At 44.6% G+C, this 21,004-nt stretch carries 14 protein-coding genes; 2 read left to right on the top strand and 12 right to left on the bottom strand.

Annotated elements, in window-relative coordinates; genetic code table 11:
• Positions 1 to 2: 2 nt before the first annotated feature.
• The 8 genes from B5771_RS21010 to B5771_RS20975 all read right to left on the bottom strand — a co-directional run bounded on the left by B5771_RS21010 (position 3) and on the right by B5771_RS20975 (position 13,034).
• Positions 3 to 4,238: a TIGR02680 family protein gene (locus tag B5771_RS21010; protein ID WP_088189270.1), complete on the bottom strand. Its 4,236-nt coding sequence runs from the start codon at positions 4,236 to 4,238 to the stop codon at positions 3 to 5.
• Between the two features lie 5 nt (positions 4,239 to 4,243).
• Positions 4,244 to 5,452, bottom strand: a complete 1,209-nt coding sequence (locus B5771_RS21005; protein WP_242966920.1) for a TIGR02678 family protein — start codon at positions 5,450 to 5,452, stop codon at positions 4,244 to 4,246.
• 23 nt (positions 5,453 to 5,475) lie between these two features.
• Positions 5,476 to 6,987 (bottom strand): TIGR02677 family protein, encoded by a 1,512-nt coding sequence (locus B5771_RS21000; RefSeq protein ID WP_088189268.1) that lies wholly within the window; start codon positions 6,985 to 6,987, stop codon positions 5,476 to 5,478.
• Between the two features lie 794 nt (positions 6,988 to 7,781).
• On the bottom strand, positions 7,782 to 8,210 hold the full coding sequence (locus B5771_RS20995; protein WP_088189267.1) for a hypothetical protein: 429 nt from the start codon (positions 8,208 to 8,210) through the stop codon (positions 7,782 to 7,784).
• Positions 8,207 to 9,730 (bottom strand): DNA methylase, encoded by a 1,524-nt coding sequence (locus B5771_RS20990; RefSeq protein WP_088189266.1) that lies wholly within the window; start codon positions 9,728 to 9,730, stop codon positions 8,207 to 8,209. Before B5771_RS20990 ends, B5771_RS20995 begins: the two co-directional genes overlap by 4 nt.
• A 194-nt stretch (positions 9,731 to 9,924) precedes the next feature.
• Positions 9,925 to 10,152 carry a hypothetical protein gene (locus B5771_RS20985; RefSeq protein ID WP_088189265.1) on the bottom strand — a complete coding sequence of 76 codons (228 nt, stop codon included), beginning with the start codon at positions 10,150 to 10,152 and terminating at the stop codon, positions 9,925 to 9,927.
• 900 nt (positions 10,153 to 11,052) lie between these two features.
• A complete protein-coding gene (locus tag B5771_RS20980) occupies positions 11,053 to 11,901 on the bottom strand; it encodes a TatD family hydrolase (protein ID WP_088189264.1) in 849 nt (282 codons plus the stop codon).
• Positions 11,902 to 12,134: 233 nt separating this feature from the next.
• Entirely contained in the window at positions 12,135 to 13,034 is a 900-nt protein-coding gene (locus tag B5771_RS20975) for a DUF4163 domain-containing protein (protein WP_088189263.1), read from the bottom strand.
• A gap of 504 nt (positions 13,035 to 13,538) precedes the next feature.
• Between B5771_RS20975 and B5771_RS20965 the strand changes: the two genes are divergently transcribed.
• Positions 13,539 to 14,594 carry a hypothetical protein gene (locus B5771_RS20965; RefSeq protein WP_088189262.1) on the top strand — a complete coding sequence of 352 codons (1,056 nt, stop codon included), beginning with the start codon at positions 13,539 to 13,541 and terminating at the stop codon, positions 14,592 to 14,594.
• A 259-nt stretch (positions 14,595 to 14,853) separates the two neighbouring features.
• On the opposite strand, the gene B5771_RS20960 is transcribed toward B5771_RS20965, so the two are convergent.
• From B5771_RS20960 to aspA, 4 genes are all read right to left on the bottom strand, one after another.
• Complete coding sequence (locus B5771_RS20960) at positions 14,854 to 16,128, bottom strand: dicarboxylate/amino acid:cation symporter (RefSeq protein WP_088189261.1); 1,275 nt, start codon at positions 16,126 to 16,128, stop codon at positions 14,854 to 14,856.
• 212 nt (positions 16,129 to 16,340) lie between these two features.
• Positions 16,341 to 16,898, bottom strand: a complete 558-nt coding sequence (locus tag B5771_RS20955; protein WP_088189260.1) for a Fe-S-containing hydro-lyase — start codon at positions 16,896 to 16,898, stop codon at positions 16,341 to 16,343.
• Positions 16,898 to 17,755: a fumarate hydratase gene (locus B5771_RS20950; protein WP_088189259.1), complete on the bottom strand. Its 858-nt coding sequence runs from the start codon at positions 17,753 to 17,755 to the stop codon at positions 16,898 to 16,900. The genes B5771_RS20955 and B5771_RS20950 overlap by 1 nt, the downstream gene beginning before the upstream one ends.
• 70 nt (positions 17,756 to 17,825) lie before the next feature.
• Positions 17,826 to 19,265, bottom strand: a complete 1,440-nt coding sequence (gene aspA / locus B5771_RS20945; protein WP_088189258.1) for an aspartate ammonia-lyase — start codon at positions 19,263 to 19,265, stop codon at positions 17,826 to 17,828.
• Positions 19,266 to 19,706: 441 nt separating this feature from the next.
• On the opposite strand from aspA, the gene B5771_RS20940 reads away from it, so the two are divergent.
• Entirely contained in the window at positions 19,707 to 20,999 is a 1,293-nt protein-coding gene (locus B5771_RS20940; protein WP_088189257.1) for a sensor histidine kinase, read from the top strand.
• The last annotated feature ends 5 nt before the right edge of the window (positions 21,000 to 21,004 follow it).

The following is a 21,004-nucleotide window of genomic DNA, read 5'->3' as shown; positions in this document are numbered from 1 at the left end:
TATTATCCAACGTCTAAGGAACGGACTTTCCCATCCCAGCGGTAGCGGATCACGGTGACAAAGGAGGCATTTTTGGGACGAACCAGTTCTGCTATCGCCAGCTTGGAGACCGTATCATAATCACCCCAGAGAGCCTGGGAATTCATAATATAGTTGAAACCCAGCTTTTCCAGCAAATCAAACATATCCCGGATATTGTTTTCATCGACTCCGGCAAAGGCTTCATCCAGCGAAATAATGCGCGGCGCATCCGGGCGGGCATCGGAATAACGGGAATAGGCGGCTGAGAAGAGGGGAATATACATAGCCATGGCCTTCTCTCCCCCACTGAACTGATAGAAGGCCCGGTCCGTCAATTCACGCCAGTTCTCTCCTTCTTTTTGGTAAAAGAGCCGGAATTCAAACCAGTGACGATAATCCAGCATCTCCTTAATGATCTGATGGAAGCTTTCCCCGAAGCCTTTGATTTCCAGCTGCTGCTTGGCCCGCTCAATTTTCGCCCGGAAATGGTTCGTAATCCGGGACATATCCGTTTCTTTGAGGAGTCTGGGATCTGCTTTCAACAGTTCAACCAGGTCATGAGTATCAATCTCATCCTCTTGCTCGGCTGTGCGCGGCTTCCAGCGAATCCGGAAGCGAAGGCCGCTCGAAGTATCCCGTTCATCCATCAGTCGGTTCATTTCCTCGACCCAGTGTTCAGCGCGCTGAATGCGTCCCCGGATAATCCGGCCTACACTGTTCATGATAATTTCTTCATACAGTTCGCGATCCTTCTCGTTGAGCAGCTGACGCTGCAGGGCTATGTTTTTCCCCAGCTGAGCCTGTAAATAGTAAGGATTTACCCGTTTGCCGTCATACTCCAGCATCAGCTGCAAGCGCCGGGCTTTCTGGCGAAGTTCAGCCCAAAGTTTTAACCATAACTCCGGACAATCTTCCGTCTCTTGACTTAACTCCTTAAGCTCTTCAAACAACGTATTTTGAGTCAGCCGGTATTCAACCAGATTACCCATTTCCTTGGTGAAGGCTTCATTAATCCGTTCCCGCAAGGTTTCCCGATCCGGAGAATTAGAATTTTTGGCATCTTGGGACCGGAACAGTTCCTCGGCAAAACGGGTAAGATTTTTTAAATGAGTTTCCTGTAAAGGGATACTGCTGAGAGATGGAGCTTTGACGGAAGAATCAGGTTTAGGCTCATCTTCTCCAGTGTGCTGAAAGGAAGTCTGCAGAGTTTCTTCAGCTTGATACACCTTGGCCCAGCCCTGCAGCAAATCGGCGGCCAGGAAACAATCACGCTTCTGTTCCAGGATTTTCGCGGCAAAGTCCTCAAGACGTTTCGTCAGGGTGGTGCTTTGTTTAATGCAAGTTTCTAATTCTGCCGGAAGTTTGGCGAGTCTTTGCATGACGGCTTGAATACGCTGACGAATCTCCTCTGCCCCCAGGTCCTGCAAGCGCTGTTCTACTTGCTTTAAGCGATCTCTCAAGGTCATGGCCCGGTGTTCAAGCTCGTTAATTTCACCGCGGAGTTCGTCGACGATCTCGGAAACATCCTGCTGATGAGACAGCACTGCAGCGCGTTCCCTGTGATTGGAATGCCGCTGCTGGTGCAGTGATTCCAGAGTATTCAGCCGGTCTTTGTAGTTCCCTGCAGCTTCCAGAGCCTTTTCATAAGAAAGCTCATCCAGAGGCAAGGTCAGTGTCTTACTCAATTCTTTCACTTGGGCTTTAAAATCTCGCCATGCGTCTAAGGCCTTGAGCAGGATTTCGTTTTTGCGCTGAACGTCTTTTTCCCAGAAGGCTGCCTCTTTGCGAGCGCTGACCAGAATATCCCAAGCCTCCTGCATAGTACGTTCACTGGGAAATCCCCGGTATTCTTCTTCCAGCTTTTCGCTTCTTTGCTCTAAGGTTCCAAGCCGGCTCTCTAGTTCACGGACTTGTTCGTTAAGAGCTTCCCGTTCATCTTCCAGTTGTTTAATCGTCCTCAGCCGCAGCTGCAGGCGGGCTTCTTTTCCTATATATAAGGCGGATTCTTCCTGAGGGGCATGTCCTTGAACAACTCCGATCCGGTAGGAGCCTCCGGTGCTTAGACTGGTATTGAGACCGCTGCTGCCCTCATGGGATCCTTCAACCAGGATCGTACGCAGGATGCTGTCGATATCATCAGCCTTGACCTGGCTGCCCTCTACCGGTGTCGGATAGAGATAATCAGCTAAGGTGTGCGCGAGAATCTGAGGATCTGATTTAAGAACACGGTCATGAACAGGTGTGCTTTGCCAAACTTGCTTCTGTTCTGCCGTTTGGGGTGTAAACCCTGCCGGGAGGATCAGGGCATCGAGAATGCCCATCTCGTTCAAGGCACTCTCCAGCCGTTCCCTGGTCTCCGGCGGTACATGATCGGAGAATTCCACGGACTCGTAGAAAGGAACAAAGGGAATCCCTGCGGCCTGCAAGGTTTGACGGGCCTGATTGGTCAGCTCATGCCGCAGCGGCTCGGGATCTTTGCGCTGACGCCAGAACTCAATCTCCTCGGTTTTAGCCTTAACCTCCTTTTGCAGCTGACCCTGTTGGTGACGAACCTGAAGCTGCTCGGTGCGAATTTTATCCCACGCCCGATCTGATGCCTTCTGCAGGGGCTCTCGCAGGATATTCAGGCTGACTGACTCCGGAAAGGAGCGGGCGCGCTGGGCTAAAGTTTGAAGCTCGATATCCTCCAGGAACAATTCTTGATTGGAGGGCTGCCAGGCAAAGAGATTTTCCACCCATTTTGATTGCTCTTCATGAAGAACATCAGCCCACTTTTTCTCTTGATGTTGAGCCTCATCCCAAGCTTTTTTGCTTTCTCCGAGGGTCAGTTCCGCTTCTTGGTACTTTTCCCGCGCTGTAGCTTCCTGACGCAGAGCTTTGAGAACCTTAGCCAACAAACTCTGGTAATCCCGAATCTCCTTTTTCCAAAGGGCAAAGGAAAAGGGTTGAGCCAAGTTCTGGTTGAATTCGTAAACTGCCACCTCATGATTGAGGAAGTCAGTTTCCTCCGCCAAATGTTCCAGCTCTTCAAGTTCCTCGTGAACCTGATCTAAAATGCGCTGCTCCTTAAGTTCCAGTTGTCCTACCTGCTCTTTGAGCTTTCCTTCCTGAGATACATTACTGCTCAGCTGATTCTGTTTCGCTGTCAGACTTTCCTGGTTAAGGCTTTGTTCTTGCAGGAGATCTGACTTTTCTTTTTCCGCTTTGAAGACATCGTGCTCCGCTAAAGCTTCGCGCTCCTGGTCTAAAACCTGTTGCTCTCGTTTCAGAGACACTTCTTCTTCTTGATGCTTTGCTAAAGATTGCTCGGCTTGGTCACGCTCAAGGTTCAGTTGCTCCAGAGTCTCAGCAGCCGCAAGCAGGCGCCGGTGAGCTTGCAGGAAGCCCTCCGCTTTTTCGACGCGGACTCTTACGTTATATTGGTCATAATAGCGTATCAATCGTTTAAGGGCTTGCTCTTCCTTCTGAAGCTGATCCAGCTGGCTCTTGATTTGATCCATGGTCTCAATGGTATCTGAAAGAGGGCGTAGCTCATCATCTGATAAAGACGGTAAAGCTTCGTTCAAGATCTCGTAGACCACCGTTGGCCGGAAATCTTTAGAAAGTTTAGGGCTGCGCAATTGAATTAGCAGCTTAATCAGATCATCATAATCTTCAACCGCTTTAAACCCGAAGAGGTAACGGTTTACCAGACCCATATAGTCTTTCTGGGTTTTGACTACTTCGCCGCCGTCGCCCAGACGATTTTCCAATTCCCGTCGGGTTAAAGGGATCTTCTCTAATTCACCGTTCAAAGCCCGTTCTGTTTTATAGAGTTGGAAATCCTGGCCAAGGCGACGATTGTCCCAAAAAACAAATCCCCAAAATTCAAGAGTCCCCTGGCGCTTAGCCTTAAGCCCAATCCCTGTCGTTAAATATTCCTGGGTACCCGGCCGATGGTATTCTAAGTAGAGGTATCCCGTCCGTTCATCGAGATCGGAAACTTCTTTCTCTCCCAAGAGATAGTCTTCCATGCGGCGTGCGCGGGAGCCAAAGGGATCAAGCCGGTCGGGGGACTTGCGGCCGTCCAGCAGGACGGGAATCAGACTTTGCATGGTTACCGACTTGCCCGAACCGTTGGATCCGCGCAGCAGCAATTTACCATCAGCAAAGTGAAATTCTTCCTCATCGTAATACCAAAAATTAAATAAGCCCGCTCGATTTAACTGCCAGCGCATGAATCCTAATCCTCCTTATTATGTTCAGCCTTATTTTTATCGTCACCCTCACCGTTATCGGCTTTGGTCTGATGTTTGGTGCGAAATTCCTGGGGATAATCTCCGGCTAAGCGGCCCAGAGCCGGCTGCAGAAGGATCAGGTTTCCTTCGTCGCTGCGCTTAGCAAAGGTCCAATCCAAGAGAAAGTCCAATAATTCCTCAGCAGTGTGTTTAATGAGACCTTCGCGGTACTGCTTACTCCAGCCAAACCCGTAACCTTCTTTACAAAGCTTGACAATCTGCTCAAATTCAAGAGAGGTCAGGGCAATACGCCCCAGAGAATCTGCTTTAGGGTGACCCTCCTTCACTTGCTGCCTCAGAACAGAGCTAAATTGCAAGGCGATGTCGGAAATCCCCTTCTGATTGGGAAAGAGTGTAAGGGCGGATTTGGGTTCCGGAGCAATCAGCAGGGCCGTATTGCGATAGAGCTCCAATTGTAAGCCGGTGTGTTTTTCCAGATCATCCTGCAGACGGGAGCGGTAGTTGCGCAAGTAGAGAAAATCTGCATCCTCTGCACTGCCGCGGTACATAGCGGGGGAAAGCAGGAGCTGGCGGTAAATCCGATAGCGCCGGCGTGCACCCAGGAGTTCGTCTTCTCCTTCGAAGACCTCGGCAGCCAGAATATCTTCTTTGGATTGAAACTGGAAGAGATCCTTGGGATAGGAACGCATAAAATAACGGGCCACAACAGAAACCTCATAGAGCACTTCACTGGTTTCATTCTGCCCAAAAGTGGAGGTCTCCCCATCGACCACCGTCAGGATTCTTAACTCGATCATCAGCTGGAGTACCCTGACCAAGGATTTGCGATGCTCGTAACTGCGCCAATCCAAGGCCAGTTCCCCCGGATAGAGGGCTTGTACTTCGGCGCAAAGATCCGAGAGCAGAAATTGCTCATACCCGGTAATGCCCTCCAGGTAGGCCAGCACACAACATAATAAAGCGTAATCCCTGGGTTGTTGGAAGAGCTCGATTCCCATCCAGGCCTCGGGAGAAGCCGGGATTTTTTCCAGTTTGGCAAAATGCCTGTGCACAATCAGGTGATAGCCTAATTTATCCAGAAAATAATCTTTCAGAGCGCTCTCCCGATCACGAATGATTTGATAGGTTTCCGGGTCTTGTTCCCGGAGAATCCAAAAATTCTCAAGGAGAGCAATTAAGCCCTCTCGAGCCACTTCGTCAAAGCCTTTCTTTTCACTCATCGGGCTGCCTCCGCTTTTTTCTCAAAGACTAAAACATAATCCGGCATTTCCAAGAGTCCATCTTCACAATTCAGCCGGATCGGACGATCGCTGGCACGCTGCAGGGTAAAGGAGCGTCCGGTTTCCGTTTTTCCCTGGCGCTGTGGATTAGCCATGCACTTACTGATCCAGGTGAGCAGAGTTTTGCGGCTAAAGGTTGTAATTTCCGACAGATTGCGCAGAACAATTTGGTTATCCTGAATGAGATTCTCAAGGAGTTGCTGCTCAAACGCCTTTTCCTTAAGGTAAGCTTCCAAAGCCGCTTTTTTACGTTCCGATTGATCGATAACGGCATTGGGCCGGGTTTTTTCTTTGTAGCTGCGTACCTTCGGCCGGATCTGAACTTCCGACGGGGGTTCGGCCCAAACTTCCACTTCGAAACTTTCCGTCTGCTTAGGAGAGTCCACCCATAAATGCCGGGTATGAAAAACTCCAAAGACACAGGCAGAGAGTTCATGGGCCTCCGGCAGGGTTTCCAGCGAGGCAAACCACTTGGCCATATGTAAATAATCCAGCCGCCGATTGCGCAGATTATGATGCGTCTCCCCCAGACGCTGGGCAAAGCGAGTCAAGCGCCGGATGGTCTCATTCGTCGCATTCTGGAGATAGAGCAGATCACTTTCCCGTCCGCCATCCCCCAGAAACCAAATTCGCAAGCTGTCCCATTCGTTTTGAAACCTCTCTATCAACTGTTCTTGAGATGGGCGGACATCTAAGCGGGGAATGGACAGCTCGTATTCCGCCACGCATTCGCTAAGTTTACGGGAGAACAGCGCCGGGATTTCCTGCAGTAAGCCTTCGATGCGAAAGGAAGTTCTCTGCAGACTGGTCATAAAATTGCGCAGATACTCTGTTAAGGCTTCTTTATACACCAGAAAAGCCTCGGTCATCATTTGTTCTTCGACTTTTTCGCTGTGCAGATGGGCTAAATAATCAGCAGCGTTATCTGTCAGTTTGTGAAAGTTCTCGTATAAATCCTGCCAGAGAAGATACATTTCCTCATTGGTTTTAGCAAATTTCGCTTCCGCTGCCACCCAGGCTTTGCTGATATCCATCAGGTTGCCCAGCAAGCGGTCAAAAATGGTTCGTTCCAGCGATCCGCCAAACCCTTCTCCTAACTGCTCAAGGCTCAAGACCATGCGTTCAATCTCAATGGTGTAGGGAGTTAATTGATAGCGGAATTTTCGCTTCTTAAACTCGGCAATACTGGAAACACGGCCTGTATCCTGCCGGGGAATCAGGTTTTTCCAGGCCACCAGCTGGTCTAAATCTTGCTGAAACTGCTCTTCAGTGAGCTCCCGGAAGTGAGGATCCTGCTTTAAATACTGGAAAATCTCCTCCAGAACAATGTAATGGCGCAAGCGCTCATGCTGCTGATAAACATAACGCAAAATAGAACGGTAACGCCAGGCATTGGGCACCGTTAAATAGGTCGCTTCTTGAATAGGTTTGAAAAGCTGTTCGTTCATAGAATTTACCTCAAATTCACCTCATAGATTAATGGATCTGATACTTCTCTATATTTCGCCGAATTTTAGCAAAAACCTACCTTAGGTGTGAAAATATTGCTTTTAATAATTATTTCCATTGAGAAAATTTGTTAATCAAAACGATATACTATCTCAGCTCTTGTTTAGTTGGCTTTCAACCAAATGCCGCATCTATGCAAAAGGCCTTAGATCGCATGATTAAGTTAAAGAGGCCGATCTTAGAACGCCAAAAAATCGACCTGCACCTCGAAGAAGGTGACCGTTCCGAAAGCAGATGAGCCTTTCCATATGTGAACCGGTTGCATAGTTTACAATCTATGGATATAATATTAAATAAGGACTGACGTGTTGTGAGCACGCCAGCCCGGCAGATTGTCTAACCAAACGGTTGGCCCGAATTAAAGGTTATAAGAAATAACCGCCATCCTGGACCGGGGCGGTTATTTCTTCTTCATGATCATAACAACGAGTGTAGCAAATGCAATCATTAAATACATCGCCTCAACCATTGAGATCATCCTACCACCCCCTTTCGAAAAGGGTGTGGCCAACCGTCCCATGACAACCTGTTAGAACTATTATAGCATAATCTTCCAGGCAAAATGATGAAACTTATCCCTGATTATTCCAGAGTTCAGGCCGCCTCATATACCGAGGCAGCCTGATTTTTTTCACCAAAGCACCTCAATTTCATAACTTAATTATCTTCAGCCAATAACGGTACATAAGAACATTGTGAAGTTCCGATGTATCATAACACCTTTACTATCGGTTCAACGTATTTCCATAAATTCAAATATTTGCCCATCTATACTGATTATTTCGTCTATGGGAATCGTTGTACCATCGGTCATAACGATAACCCGTTCATATTCGTCTATCTTTTTAGCCGTACTGATAGCAGTAACATAGGCGCCGCCATTCTTCTTCGCATCCGGCTGGAAATAGGTAATTGCGATTTCGGGATACTCTTTAATCCGATCTGCTATGATTTGCAGCCTATCACTCAAAGCGTCTTTCATATATTCGTCCAATTTTACTCTCTCGTCAGTCAGCCTTGCAGTTTCTTTGATGGCGGTATCATAACCGGTCAGAGCGGCGAAAGGGGAAAACTGAGCTGCCCGGTCAATAGCAGTCATATGAGGGTGTGTCGTAGAGACATGGTGAGGTAGATTAATAATGTCGTCATATGTCCTCGTCATGATTTGTGCCCTCCAATCTGCCTATTCCGGTCTACAGTGGTAGCTCCTTCCTCCAGATTCATACCCTTTAGAATGGCATTCTTGCCGTATTTCTTTTTTATTTCCAGCATTGCTTGCTGCATCTTTTTTTCTCGTGCAAGCTCAGCTTCTTCATCTTCTTTTTTTACCTGCGCAGCCGCGTAATCCGTAAAGAGATCAAGTTGTTCAAAGTTGCTTGTCTTGTGAACAGCTGCCTCATCAACGACATGATTCGCTGTGATGTTGACTCTTCTAATCAGAAGATTTTTGTCAACGATGCGTTCAAACAGATCTGTGACGGCATCCATGATTAGCTTTGTAGAGGAGGTCTGTCTGCCAAGATTTACTGAACCATGCGCAGATTTCGGAACGGCGCGTCCGTAGTGGTCGGTGGTGATTGCCCCGTGATATGATTCCTTTATCTCTGGATTGGTTAGATTATCGATATCATATCCGACCGTCAAAACAAGCTGGTCGCTCACAAGCCTTTTATCTACCAGATCAAGTACCAGCAGATCAGTCATTTCCCGCACGATCAGCTTCGCTTTGTCAAAAGTATAAGCATAGTGCAGCACCTGCCCCGATCCAATACTGTTTGTGCTTGGCTTATACGCTTTAATATCGGCAATTGTGCAGGGCTCCCACCCCCACGCATGGTCGATCAGCAGCTCAGCGTTGATGCCGAACAACTTATACAGTAAATCCTCGTTGTAATAATCGGTAGGTTTACCGAGAGAGCATCTTGCAATATCTCCCATTGTAAAAAGGCCTTTTTTCTCCAACCTGTTGGCATATCCTTTTCCAACGCGCCAAAAGTCTGTTAGAGGCCGATGCGACCACAGGGAGCGGCGGTAGCTCATTTCGTCCAGCTCGGCAATCCGCATACCGTTGTTATCAGCAGGGATGTGCTTTGCCTGAATATCCATAGCGATCTTGCTAAGATACAGGTTTGTGCCAATTCCAGCCGTTGCTGTAATGCCCGTTGTTTTGAGTACATCCAGAATCATTTTCATGGCAAGCTCACGGGCTGAAAGATTGTAGGTGTTCAGATAATCGGTAACGTCAAGGAATACCTCGTCAATGGAGTAGACATGAATATCTTCGGGCGCGATGTACTTCAAATAGATATTGTAAATCTGCGTGCTGTACTCTATATAATACGCCATCCTCGGTGTTGCAACAATGTAGTCTAACGAGAGACCCGGTGAGGATTTCAATTCAGTATCGTTGCAGGAAACACCAGAAAAGGCTCGTCCTGGGGCTTTGAGCAGCCGTACTGCATTTGCTTCCTTGACCTTCTGTACGACTTCAAACAGCCTCGCCCTACCGGGAATGCCGTATGCTTTGAGGGAGGGAGAGACGGCGAGACAGATGGTTTTTTCTGTACGGCTCGCGTCAGCAACAACAAGGTTGGTGGTCAGCGGATCAAGTCCTCGTTCCACACATTCAACCGAAGCGTAGAAGGATTTCAAATCAATTGCGATATAGGTTCTGTTCTTCATGCTTATTCTCCAGTTGCCTACTAAAATGTGAACCTCCCCTATCTACACTTCGCTAAGAACGAAAACACTGTTTTCGCAGTAAGATAGGGGCTTCCGGTAAGCCCAAAATCCACGTCTCAAAGATATCTCGTTAGAGATGCCTCACCCGATAGGCGTGAGTCCATCATTTCGGTATGGCCGGCTTCTACTGCTTGTCACCTTGGGCGATCTGTAGATACGTCTGTGTGCATTTCTCCCAGATCGATGGCCGCAATATCCAAATTATTGGTTTCTCTTGGTGATTGACCGTCATCATAACTTATAGCCATTTGAAGACCTCGGTCATGGATGAGTTCAATCTCTTTAATTGAGCTGGGAAGCACGTTTTTAACCTTAACTGTTATAGGTTTTTGGCGCTTACCTTTGAAAAGCCCCAAACTCAACTGAATAGTTCCGTTTTGACCAATTCGAAATCCATCGTTTTTCCACGCACTGTTGAAATGCTTTTTATGTTTAGGGGTAACGAATTTCAGTGAATCCTAAGGTTTTCGCCTTATGAGCATTTCCTCTGGCATCAAGGTATTTTTCGAACACCGCTTCAAACATTCTTCACCATTATTTTACCACGAAGAGAACGACTTGGGAACTGGTGTTCGAGAAAGATCCCAGGGCGGCGATTCATCTCACCACCTATAGAGGATGGGAGTCTTCTCGCATACCAACCGCCATTTACATTGCTTTGTACGCAGCTATGCAAATCATTATTAAAGGCTGTGCCAAATATAGCGATACCAACAGTTTGTGTGTGACCCGGTTGCATATTTTACAGTCCGTGGGTATAATATTATAAAAGGACTGACGTGTTGCAATCACGCCAGCCCGACAGATTGTCTAACCGAAGGGTTAGCCCGAATCAGAGGTTAAAAGAAATAACCGCAGTCCTTGCTAGGGGCGGTTATTTCTTCTTTATGATCATAACAACGAGTGTAGCAAATGCAATCATTAAATACATCGCCTCAACCATTGAGATCATCCTACCACCCCCTTTCTAAAAGGGTGTGGCTAACCGTCCCGCGACAACCTGTTAGAACTCCTGGGAGCTACAGCCGACATACGTTCCAAAATAGGAATCTATCTGGGTAAATATACCATAGTAAAACCTAACTGTCATTATTTAAAGCAAAAGGAGTGTTCCCACCGTTATGTGGCGGACACTTCTTTTGCTTTACAGGGTTATTGTCAACGAGTCCACAGACTAGGCAAGTGCTGCAGGTGTTTGAATTCCTGCCGTAGTTTTGAAAAAACAAGCGTGGTCAAGGGTATAATCCTTGACCACGCTTGTTTTACAAAATTTCATTAAGTTTGGGATAAACCTTAAGCGCATTTCGATAAAATACAGCTTGGTGATACTCTTCCGGTATAACATGCTTAATAAATTCTACGTAAGGTTTAATAGGTACAAGTGGCCAATCTGATCCAAAGAGAACTTTAGTATAGCAATTCGAAATGACTAAGGCTTGCTGTATATACTCGACGTAAAGCCTTTTATCTTTGATTTTCATCACGCGCTCTTTATTCCCTGCGATGAGTCCGGATAAGTCTGCGTAAACATTATGATTCTTGGCGGTGACCTCTGCTGCATCAATCATCCACGGGACGCCCATATGACAGATCACAAACGTAACGTCCTCTTGTTTTACGGCTAACTCATCAATCGTTAACGGATGGGAATATTTCAAAAGCCCTTTTGGGGATTGTGTATCGCCACAATGAATCGCTACGGGAACTTCGTATTTGCGAGCCAGCTCATAGATAGGATCATAAATCGAATCATACACATAATATGGAAAATAACCGGGATAGAGTTTAATCCCTGTCACTTCCCTTTTTTTAAGTTCTCCTTCAATATAATCAAGTTCTTTATGATCTTCCTTAAGCCTTTCAGGATTGACGCCTACACAAGAAAGTAAACCTTCTACAGTCCCATCTGCCAAAACAAATTCTTCCGGACTTCCCGAAGGTTGGTTGGGCTCCCGACTGGGCGTTGCCATGATAATTCCAGCTACAACACCGGCTTGTTCAAACTCTTGTCTTAGCCCTTGAGCACTAAATTCCACTTGTGATATATTTTTCGCCGTTTCATTAAATCCAGGGCGACAGGAAAAATGCAAATGCGCATCAATGATTTTCAAAATACCATCCCCCGTATTTGGTTTCTTATTTTAATTTCAAGCTATTTTCTTCATTATATCATATCCTCATTATCTTATTGCCCTTCATAATATCTAGGCATTATCAGGCTTCATATATAATTGAATCCTTCCTCCGGCAACTATTTCCATTTTTTCTCATGATTTCCAGTGGTTTCTCTCGGCCTATATTATTCATCTGGTCATTTCTCGGGAAAAGCTGGAATCTCTACAGATCATTTTTGCCCTTGTGTATTTATAAGTTCTTTCCAAACCTCATTCTCTGGTTTCATGTTATCCTTTATATCTCCATATTTTATTTCAACCTCTGCATAATCGCCAAGAGCATGAGGAATATCAGAAGTCATTCCAAAATAATCTTTTGTAAAATAATAACTATAGTCATCTGCATTGAACTGGTCAATTAAATCTTTATTTTGCAGCATACTCAAATTGCTGGCGAGTGCTCCCCTAAGCTCTTTATTTATTTCATCCGTTGTTTCAATACCTGGTAACGGCTTGGGTATCCACAATCCACTTTTAACATTTTTAATTTTTTCTACAAAATTATTATTTATATTAATGAGGTCTTTAAATTTCAATATAGTTCCGCTCTCAATAGCGATGTTTACTGAATGAACAGAAGTATTAGGATGTGCTGAACCTGGAATACTTCCATTCTTTACATATAGAACGCTAAGAAGTTTCGTACTGTTTAACTTTATATAATAGTTCACATCTTCAGTTAAAGCATCTTCTGCTTGAGCATTGTCTTTATAATAATATTTCACCAAGTTGGCAATATCCTTTTGATAGTCATTTAATATATCATTTTTAATCAAATTATTAATTTGATTTTGCTTATTCGAATCGCTAAAACCTGTAATTTGTGGATAGTTTATCTTGATATTTTTATTTGTATATGTCGAAGCTACTAGATTAAATGCTAGGTTGTTTCCTGTATCTGGCTTATTGTTTGACTTTGGGACTTCAGTATTTTGATTTGTTAATTTGTCAGTGCTCTGCTGCACCTTACTTAAATTATTATTCTTATTATTCGCTGTTTTGGGACTGCATCCTGTCAAGACAATTGATATGATTAGGCTTCCTACCAAAATCAGACTAATTTTCTTCATCTGAATCCCTCCTCAAATTATGACTTCAGTATAGCAAAACTGGATAATGCCCTGCCATAACTTTGGCTTACATTTTCCGGTTTAAGCTTACCCTTTTGTAAGGTAGATCACAATGGTATCGGACAGCTTGGTCAGGATCCGTTTGCACAGATAGAGGCCGATCCCAAATAGCCATAGAAATCTGCTGTCAGGACCAGAAGGGCCAGAGCGGTACAGTTCACCTTCAGAGTGTATTCGTCGATATAACTGTACGTTTCCCATAGACGGGCCATGATTACTTCACGTCCCACGGCCTTGCCTTTATTCTTTGGCCGAATTTTCAGAATTCTATATATGTTTTAATCGGTTTTGCATCTGCATCATTTCTTTGCTTGGATCTGAAGAGCGGCTATGCTAAACTTAATGCAATATATTCCATTAAAGAATTAATTTAACAGAGAAGTGATCCGGCACAGAATACTACGATACGTGACAACCCCCACTAAATAATAGAGGAGGACTTCCATGAATTTTAAAGCATTACAAAACCGATTATCCCAAGTCAAAGAAATAGCCGTCATCAGCAGGAATGCTGAGACCGACGGTGTAATCTGCCATATCATGGGTATGGTACTCCGTGACGATGGTACATTACAAATGTTGATTTTGCAATATGACGAGGCGTATCGGGAAAAACTGGAGAATGCTGAAATTGCCGTATTGGCAGCTTCTCCTGGGGAAGCGCTTACTAACCGCATCCAACAGCGAGGCGACAGGAATCTTCGCCCCACCCTGTGTTTTGGCAGCGTGGAAAGAGTCTGTTTTGGCGACTTGGAACTGAAGACCAATGAAAGCGGCAGCTGCAAATGCGGTACAATGCAATGGGATAAGGCAGCCTTGTTTACCCAATTTCTCTTAAAAGGCTGGAATCCGACGGGCCTTGATACTAAGGATATTGACGCTATGTTTCTGACAAATCTAAATTTCGAAGGTACGTATGACACCATTCCGGCCTTTGATACAGATGTACCCATCCGTTTTTCCATGCGCATTTCCAACACACGCCATCTGCTGGAAATGCCTGTGACTTTGACTGTCGGCAGCGAATACCCGAATAAACTATACTTTACCGATAAGGTAAGCGGAGAGGAGCATTGGGTGCAGATTAACAAGGTTACCCTCTATGACATGCGGGAGGAGATGTCGAAGACCTTTGCTAATCCCCAGCTAAAGGAACAATCCCTGGAGGAACTGGCCCGAAGTAAAGCAGAATTTGAAGAGCGTTTTTCAAAGATGTGCCCTAAAGGAATGTGCTATCCGGTTATTGAGTATGAGTGTGAAGAGGATATCCACCTTCACTTTTATAGCAAAAGGTGGCTGGATGGGGAACCAGACCATAAGAACAGTGGTCTGGGCTTTTTCATGAAAACTGACAAACCTATAGGAAAACTGGGACTTAAACTGAAAGCCGACATTATCCAGGAGCCAATGCCGGCGAATACCGTAACCATTGAAGCAGAGTTATTCCACTATAGTCGGATTGGTAAAGCGGATGATATCGTGATAGCGAATCATTCCTGATTGCAATATTGGATAGGCCGGGTTTTTTCTTTGTAGCTGAGCGCCGATAAAACGAACAGACATCTCAGCCATTGGTTATAGACGTCTGTTCGTTAATTATCATAAGAATGCGTTGATCTCTGATACGTCAATGAGCAACAAGCTCCAGACACTTCTTTATTTTTCGAGCCTACAATGTGACAGAGAGACTGATAGATCCAGGCATCTCGTTCAGTCTCTCTGTCGAATTACGGACATTTACGCTATCAATCCACAGACACTATCTGGCTGCATTAGCACTATCGGATATACCCTGACTACGCTTGCCGTTTTTCAAAAATTGCTGCAGCTTACTTTCATCAAACTCTTTCTCCCACTTCGCAACGGCGATGGCAGCCACCGGGTGCCCAATAACGTTGACAGCGGTGCGAGCCATGTCGAGAACGCGGTCAACAGCGGCTAATAATGCAATCCCCTGCATTGGCAACCCGACTGCGGTTGCAGTTGTAAGCAGCACAACGAATCCAGCCATCGGAACACCGGCCATCCCTTTCGACGTAATAACCAGCATCAAAATCATCACGGCTTCCTGACTGATGGAAAGATGGAGTCCACCTAACTGCGCGACGAACATAGCCGCAACCGATAAATACAGGCTAGTCCCGTCGTCGTTCCAGGAAAGTCCAAGCGGAATAACGAAGGACGAAATCGATTTTGGTACGCCAATCTCTTCCACAAATTCAATCAACTGCGGCATAACCGCTTCAGAGCTTGCGGTAGAGAATGCAATGATAAAGAGATCGAGGATTCCCCGGAACAACTTGAAGAACGGTACATGCAGAATAAATTTACTGACAAGCGGGAACAGAACACAGAGAACAATTGCAAGTCCCAAGTACATTACACCAATTGCCTTTGCCAATGGCAGGAACACTTTGATACCATAGTTTCCAGCTGCATAAGCAGAAAGAGCAAAAACACCAATCGGCGCCACTTGCATAACCCATCGGATGATTGTGAACGTCGCTTGTGAAATACCTTCAAAAAAGCGGATGGCTACTTTGCCGGCTTCCCCTGTTACGGATGCAATAGCCAGCCCAAGTATGGTGGCAAAGAACACAATGGACAGCATAGAACCGTTATACATTGCCTTAATCAGATTGGACGGAGGAATGTTGACAATCATAGAGATGATATCAATTTTCTGACCTTTCGCAGCACTGTAATCTCCCACGTTTGCTTGTTGAATGTGAACGCCCAGCCCTGGATGGAGAACATCCGCAAGGATAAGTCCTAAGACAAGAATGATGGTGGTAATAAACTCAAACCAAATAATGCTTTTCAGTCCAATACGACCCATTTTTTTCATATCCGCGATTCCGGATGCTCCGACAACTAATGCTGAAAAAACCAGCGGAATGATAACCATTTCGATCAGGTTTATGAACATTTTCCCAACCGGCTGAATCGCCACACCGAACGAAGGAAACATAAGTCCCACAATGGCACCTAAAATAAGCCCACTGAAGATATAAATTGCAAGTTTTTTGTTCAATTTAATCCGTCCTCCTCTAGAAAATAGTTAAGTCGTTTACTCTATCCGTCTTTCATTAACAGGAGTTATGCAGTTTCAGAATTAATACCACAATTCCACGACCTCAGTTCTAAAAAGATTTTGGCCAAAGTGTATGATAAGAGCCTGTCCCATTCGACCAAATTGGCGTGAATCGATGTACAAATACATAACTATTACCAAGAATAATCTTTTTAGATAGTACGATACTTCGCCTTTCCTATCTCATAGAGGTTGTTTCCCTCTTGATCGATTATGACCATTACCGGAAAATCCTTGACTTCAAGACGCCGCACAGCTTCCGGGCCAAGTTCCGGATAAGCAATAACTTCCGCGGCAACAATTCGTTTCGCTAAAAGGGCACCCAAACCACCAATTGCGCCGAAATATACCGCACCATATCTTTTCATGGCATCAACGACTTCTGCAGAACGCAAGCCTTTACCGATCATTCCTGTCAAGCCCCGTTCAATCAACGTTGGGGAATACGCATCCATCCGATAACTTGTTGTGGGTCCCGCCGAACCGATCACTTGACCCGGTTTCGGCGGAGTAGGCCCAACGAAAAAGATGATCTGGTCTTTTACGTTAAATGGAAGTTCTTCCCCACGAGCCAATGCTTCCACCATTTTTTTATGCGCGGCATCCCGTCCGGTATAGATGACACCGCTTAGTAGAACATTATCGCCGGATTTAAGCTGAGCTGCTTTTTCATGGGTCAGCGGGGTTTCAATACGAACGACCTCCGTCATTAATATTCCCTCCCCTTCAGAATTATCTCCTTATGGCGGGCTGCATGACAGTTGATATTGACGGCGACCGGCAACATAGCAATATGAGTCGGGAAAACTTCCAAGTTAACCGCTAATGCCGTGTTTGTTCCCCCATAGCCTTGCGGCCCAATCCCCAGTTTGTTGATCCGCTCCAATAATTTCTCTTCGATTTTCGCTAAGCGCTCTTCCTTATTATGAACGCCTATTTCGCGGAGAAGTGCTTTTTTCGCTAAATAACTTGCTTTTTCCATTATGCCACCCACACCGACGCCCACTATAATCGGTGGGCAAGGATTCCCCCCTGCTCTTTCCACAGTATCCACGACGAATTGCATGATCCCTTCTAAACCATCGGAAGGCTTGCACATTTTTAAAGCCCCCATGTTTTCACTACCCGCACCTTTTGGAGCAACCGTAATATGAAGCTCATCCCCAGATACAAAATCATAATGAATAATAGCGGGAGTATTATCCTCGGTGTTTACCCGTTCAAACGGATCATTGACCACCGATTTACGGAGATACCCCTTTTTATAGCCACGACGTACCCCTTCATTCAGTGCATCTGTAAGCATTCCGCCCTCAATATGCAAATCCTGGCCCACTTCAACAAAAATGATGGTCATTCCTGTATCTTGACACATTGGCACTCGCTCTTCATGAGCAATCGAAGCATTTTCGATTAGACGCTCAAGGACTTCCCGTCCTGAGGACGATGTTTCCGTTTTTAAGGCCCGCTGAAAACTGAGCATTACATCATTTCCAAGGTCATAGTTAGCTTCAATACACATTTTTTCTACGGCTTCTATAATTTCATTCACATTAATTATCTTCATGTCTTCTTACCCTTTAACAGGTTTTGTGTCTCTCCTTCCTGAAGATCGCTCAAACGGTTCGGTAACTGATTTAAGCCGTTTTTGAGCCATCTTTGTTTAATAGTTCTGCGCCAGCGATACCCGGATGCGTCATTTCGTAGGGATTAAGAATAATGTCCAATTCTTCTTTGGACAGAACTCCCTGTTCCAAACAAAGTTCTCGTACTGGCTTACCCGTTTCGATAGCTTCGCGAGCAATTCGGGCCGCTGCCTCATAGCCGAGATGCGGGTTAAGTGCTGTTATTACGCCGACACTTCTGTTGACATAATCTCTACAACGATCGACATTGACTGTGATTCCTGCTAATCCATATTTTTTAAAGACATTTAAGGCTTGGTTCATAATGGTCAGAGACTGCAACAAATTAAAGACTAACACTGGCTCCATGACATTTAATTCAAATTGACCAGCCTCCGATGCAAAACAGATCGTTTGATCATTTCCGATTACCTGAAAAGCAACTTGATTAACAACCTCGAACATAACCGGATTGACTTTCCCAGGCATGATTGATGAACCGGGCTGACGAGCAGGAAGATTGATCTCACTCAGTCCAGCACGTGGGCCGGAAGCCATAAGACGGATATCGTTGCAAATCTTCGAAAGATTAATCATGCAAACCTTCAAGGCAGCAGAAACTTCAGTGTATTCATCCGTGTTTTGGGTTGCATCAACGAGATTCTCAGCATTAACCAAGGGGAATCCACTTAGATTCGCTAAAAGTTGAACTACTATTTTAATGTAGTTCTCATCGGCATTTAGTCCCGTACCAACGGCAGTGGCTCCCATATTAACTTCATAAAGATGGTTACGTGTAGCCTTGATGCGGTCAATATCCCTTTTAAAGACTCGACTATACGCTTCGAACTCTTGACCCAATCGAATAGGAACAGCATCTTGTAAGTGCGTGCGTCCCATTTTGATAACACTTTCAAATTCTTTCGCTTTATTCACAAACGTGCCATAAACTTCTTCCATCGTCTTTATGAGCCTCTCAAGTCCAGTGAGGATAGCAATGTGCACTGCTGTTGGAAAGGAATCATTCGTCGATTGGGCCATATTAACATGCGTGTTCGGACTAATAACTGAATAGTTTCCTTTGTTCTCGCCGAGAATTTCGATGGCGCGATTGGCGATGACTTCATTCGTGTTCATATTGATTGAAGTACCTGCACCACCTTGGACCGGATCAACAATAAATTGCTCATGCCATTGACCTTGGATGATCTCGTCCGCGGCACTACAAATAACTTCACCCAGACGTGGGTTGAGATGTTTAACTTCCATATTGGCTTTAGCTGCTGCCTTTTTAACAATGGCCATCGCCTTGATCAAGTCTTCATGAATACGATAGCCTGTGATCGGGAAGTTTTCTGTCGCACGTAAAGTTTGGATTCCGTAATAGGCATCACTAGGTACTTCCTTGCTGCCGAGAAAATCCTTTTCTACTCTTTTTTCAGTTATTGACATTTCTATTCCTCCATTGTTTGTATTACACGCCATTTCAATTAGTTCAGCCCCGGATTTTTCCAATAGTCTCGCCGTTTGTATCATAAATGGCGTTGGATCCGTTCTTTGTTCTACGATGGATGCTGTCCGATCTGGATGCGGAAAATCATCAACAATTATGTGCGAGTGGTCCCATCCCCCCCATTAATTCGCATTAATACACCTTCTTCGCACTTATCAGAATAATCATAAGCTTTTATCTATGGCAAAATACAAAAAACTACAAAAAGTTACACTGAACAAGTCAAACTTTTTTAGATGCGGCATGGAGAAGAACTAATATGCATTAATATGAATTTTGATGAAATTTAGCTTATTATGTAGAAATATATCTTGACATCAGGAGTGATTGCACTAATAATTAATATAAAATGTAAATTTTTTGAATTGAAAGGATTCAAGATGCCTAAGCTTAATTTGCAGAAGCGCTTTCCGACCTTGGCTTTTATGATGCTAATCGTTCCTATTGCTGGTCAGTATCGAATATATCCCTTTGATGATAGCTTCCGAGTTAGCTTAGGAACACCGACGTTTTTCTTTTTTTTGTTATTAAAGAAAAAAATAAACCCGCTTGTTGCGGGATTATTAGTCGGCATCTCTGTATCTTGCTTCCGTTTATTACTTGGAATTACTACTTCCAAGATAGGAACTTTGAACTATGCACTAATTTCTAATATTGATGCGTTATTCTACTATTTAACATATGGCGCGTTTTTTTTCCTTTTTCGAATTAAGCGTTTTTCAGATAAGCCGCTCCTAATTGGAATATTAGCTGCTTGTGCTGAGATTTTGGCAAGCCTTGCGCAAATTTTAGTTAGGCATATTTTAATAGGAATGAGCATTCCTGATGGTCTCTTGGTTACACTTGCACCCATCGCGATTATTCGGAGCTTTTTAGTGCTCGGATTTTATAGTATCTTTGCAATACGGGAAGCCCAATTATTAGAAGAGCAACAACAGCAACGTATTGATGACATGCTTGTTGAAATTTCAAACTTATTTGTCGAAACAATTCAACTTAAGAAATCGATTAAAAACTCAGAAGAGGCTACCCGAGCCTGTTATACTCTATATCGTCATCTCACCGATACGCAAATCCCTCAAAATCAGGCATTCGCTCAAACTGCCCTAAAACTTGCGGGCGAAATTCACGAAATCAAAAAGGATAACCAACGTATTTATGCTGGGTTATCCAAAATCATTTCCGATAAAAATTTTACCGATTATATAAATGTTAATGATCTAGGCACTATAATTCAAGAAACTAATCAAAAATATGCACAGTTAATAGGGAAAAACTTAGATTTTAAAATTTGCATTCAAGGCGAGCACCCGAGTTATTATACCTATACTGTTTTTTCTATTCTTAATAATTTGGTAAGTAATGCGGTGGAAGCTATAATGGATGCTGGAAGAGTGTTAATATTCATTACCCGCTGCCAAGACGATGTTGAATTTAAAGTTTGTGACAATGGCCCCGGTATCCCCGCAAAAATCCAGAGCGCCATTTTTGAGTATGGGTTTACAACAAAGTTTGATATTTCCGGACGACCTTCCACGGGTATTGGCTTATCGTATATTAAAGATATTACTGAAAGCCTTGGGGGAACAATTCAATTATTAAATGAGCCTTCATTACATTCAACCTGTTTCCTTGTGCGCGTACCCATCAAAGCCTTAATGGAAAGAGGATAAAGAAA

This window comes from Desulfosporosinus sp. FKA, from assembly GCF_002196785.1.
Lineage (GTDB): Bacteria > Bacillota > Desulfitobacteriia > Desulfitobacteriales > Desulfitobacteriaceae > Desulfosporosinus > Desulfosporosinus acididurans.
This window is presented reverse-complemented; position numbering and strand designations above follow the sequence as displayed.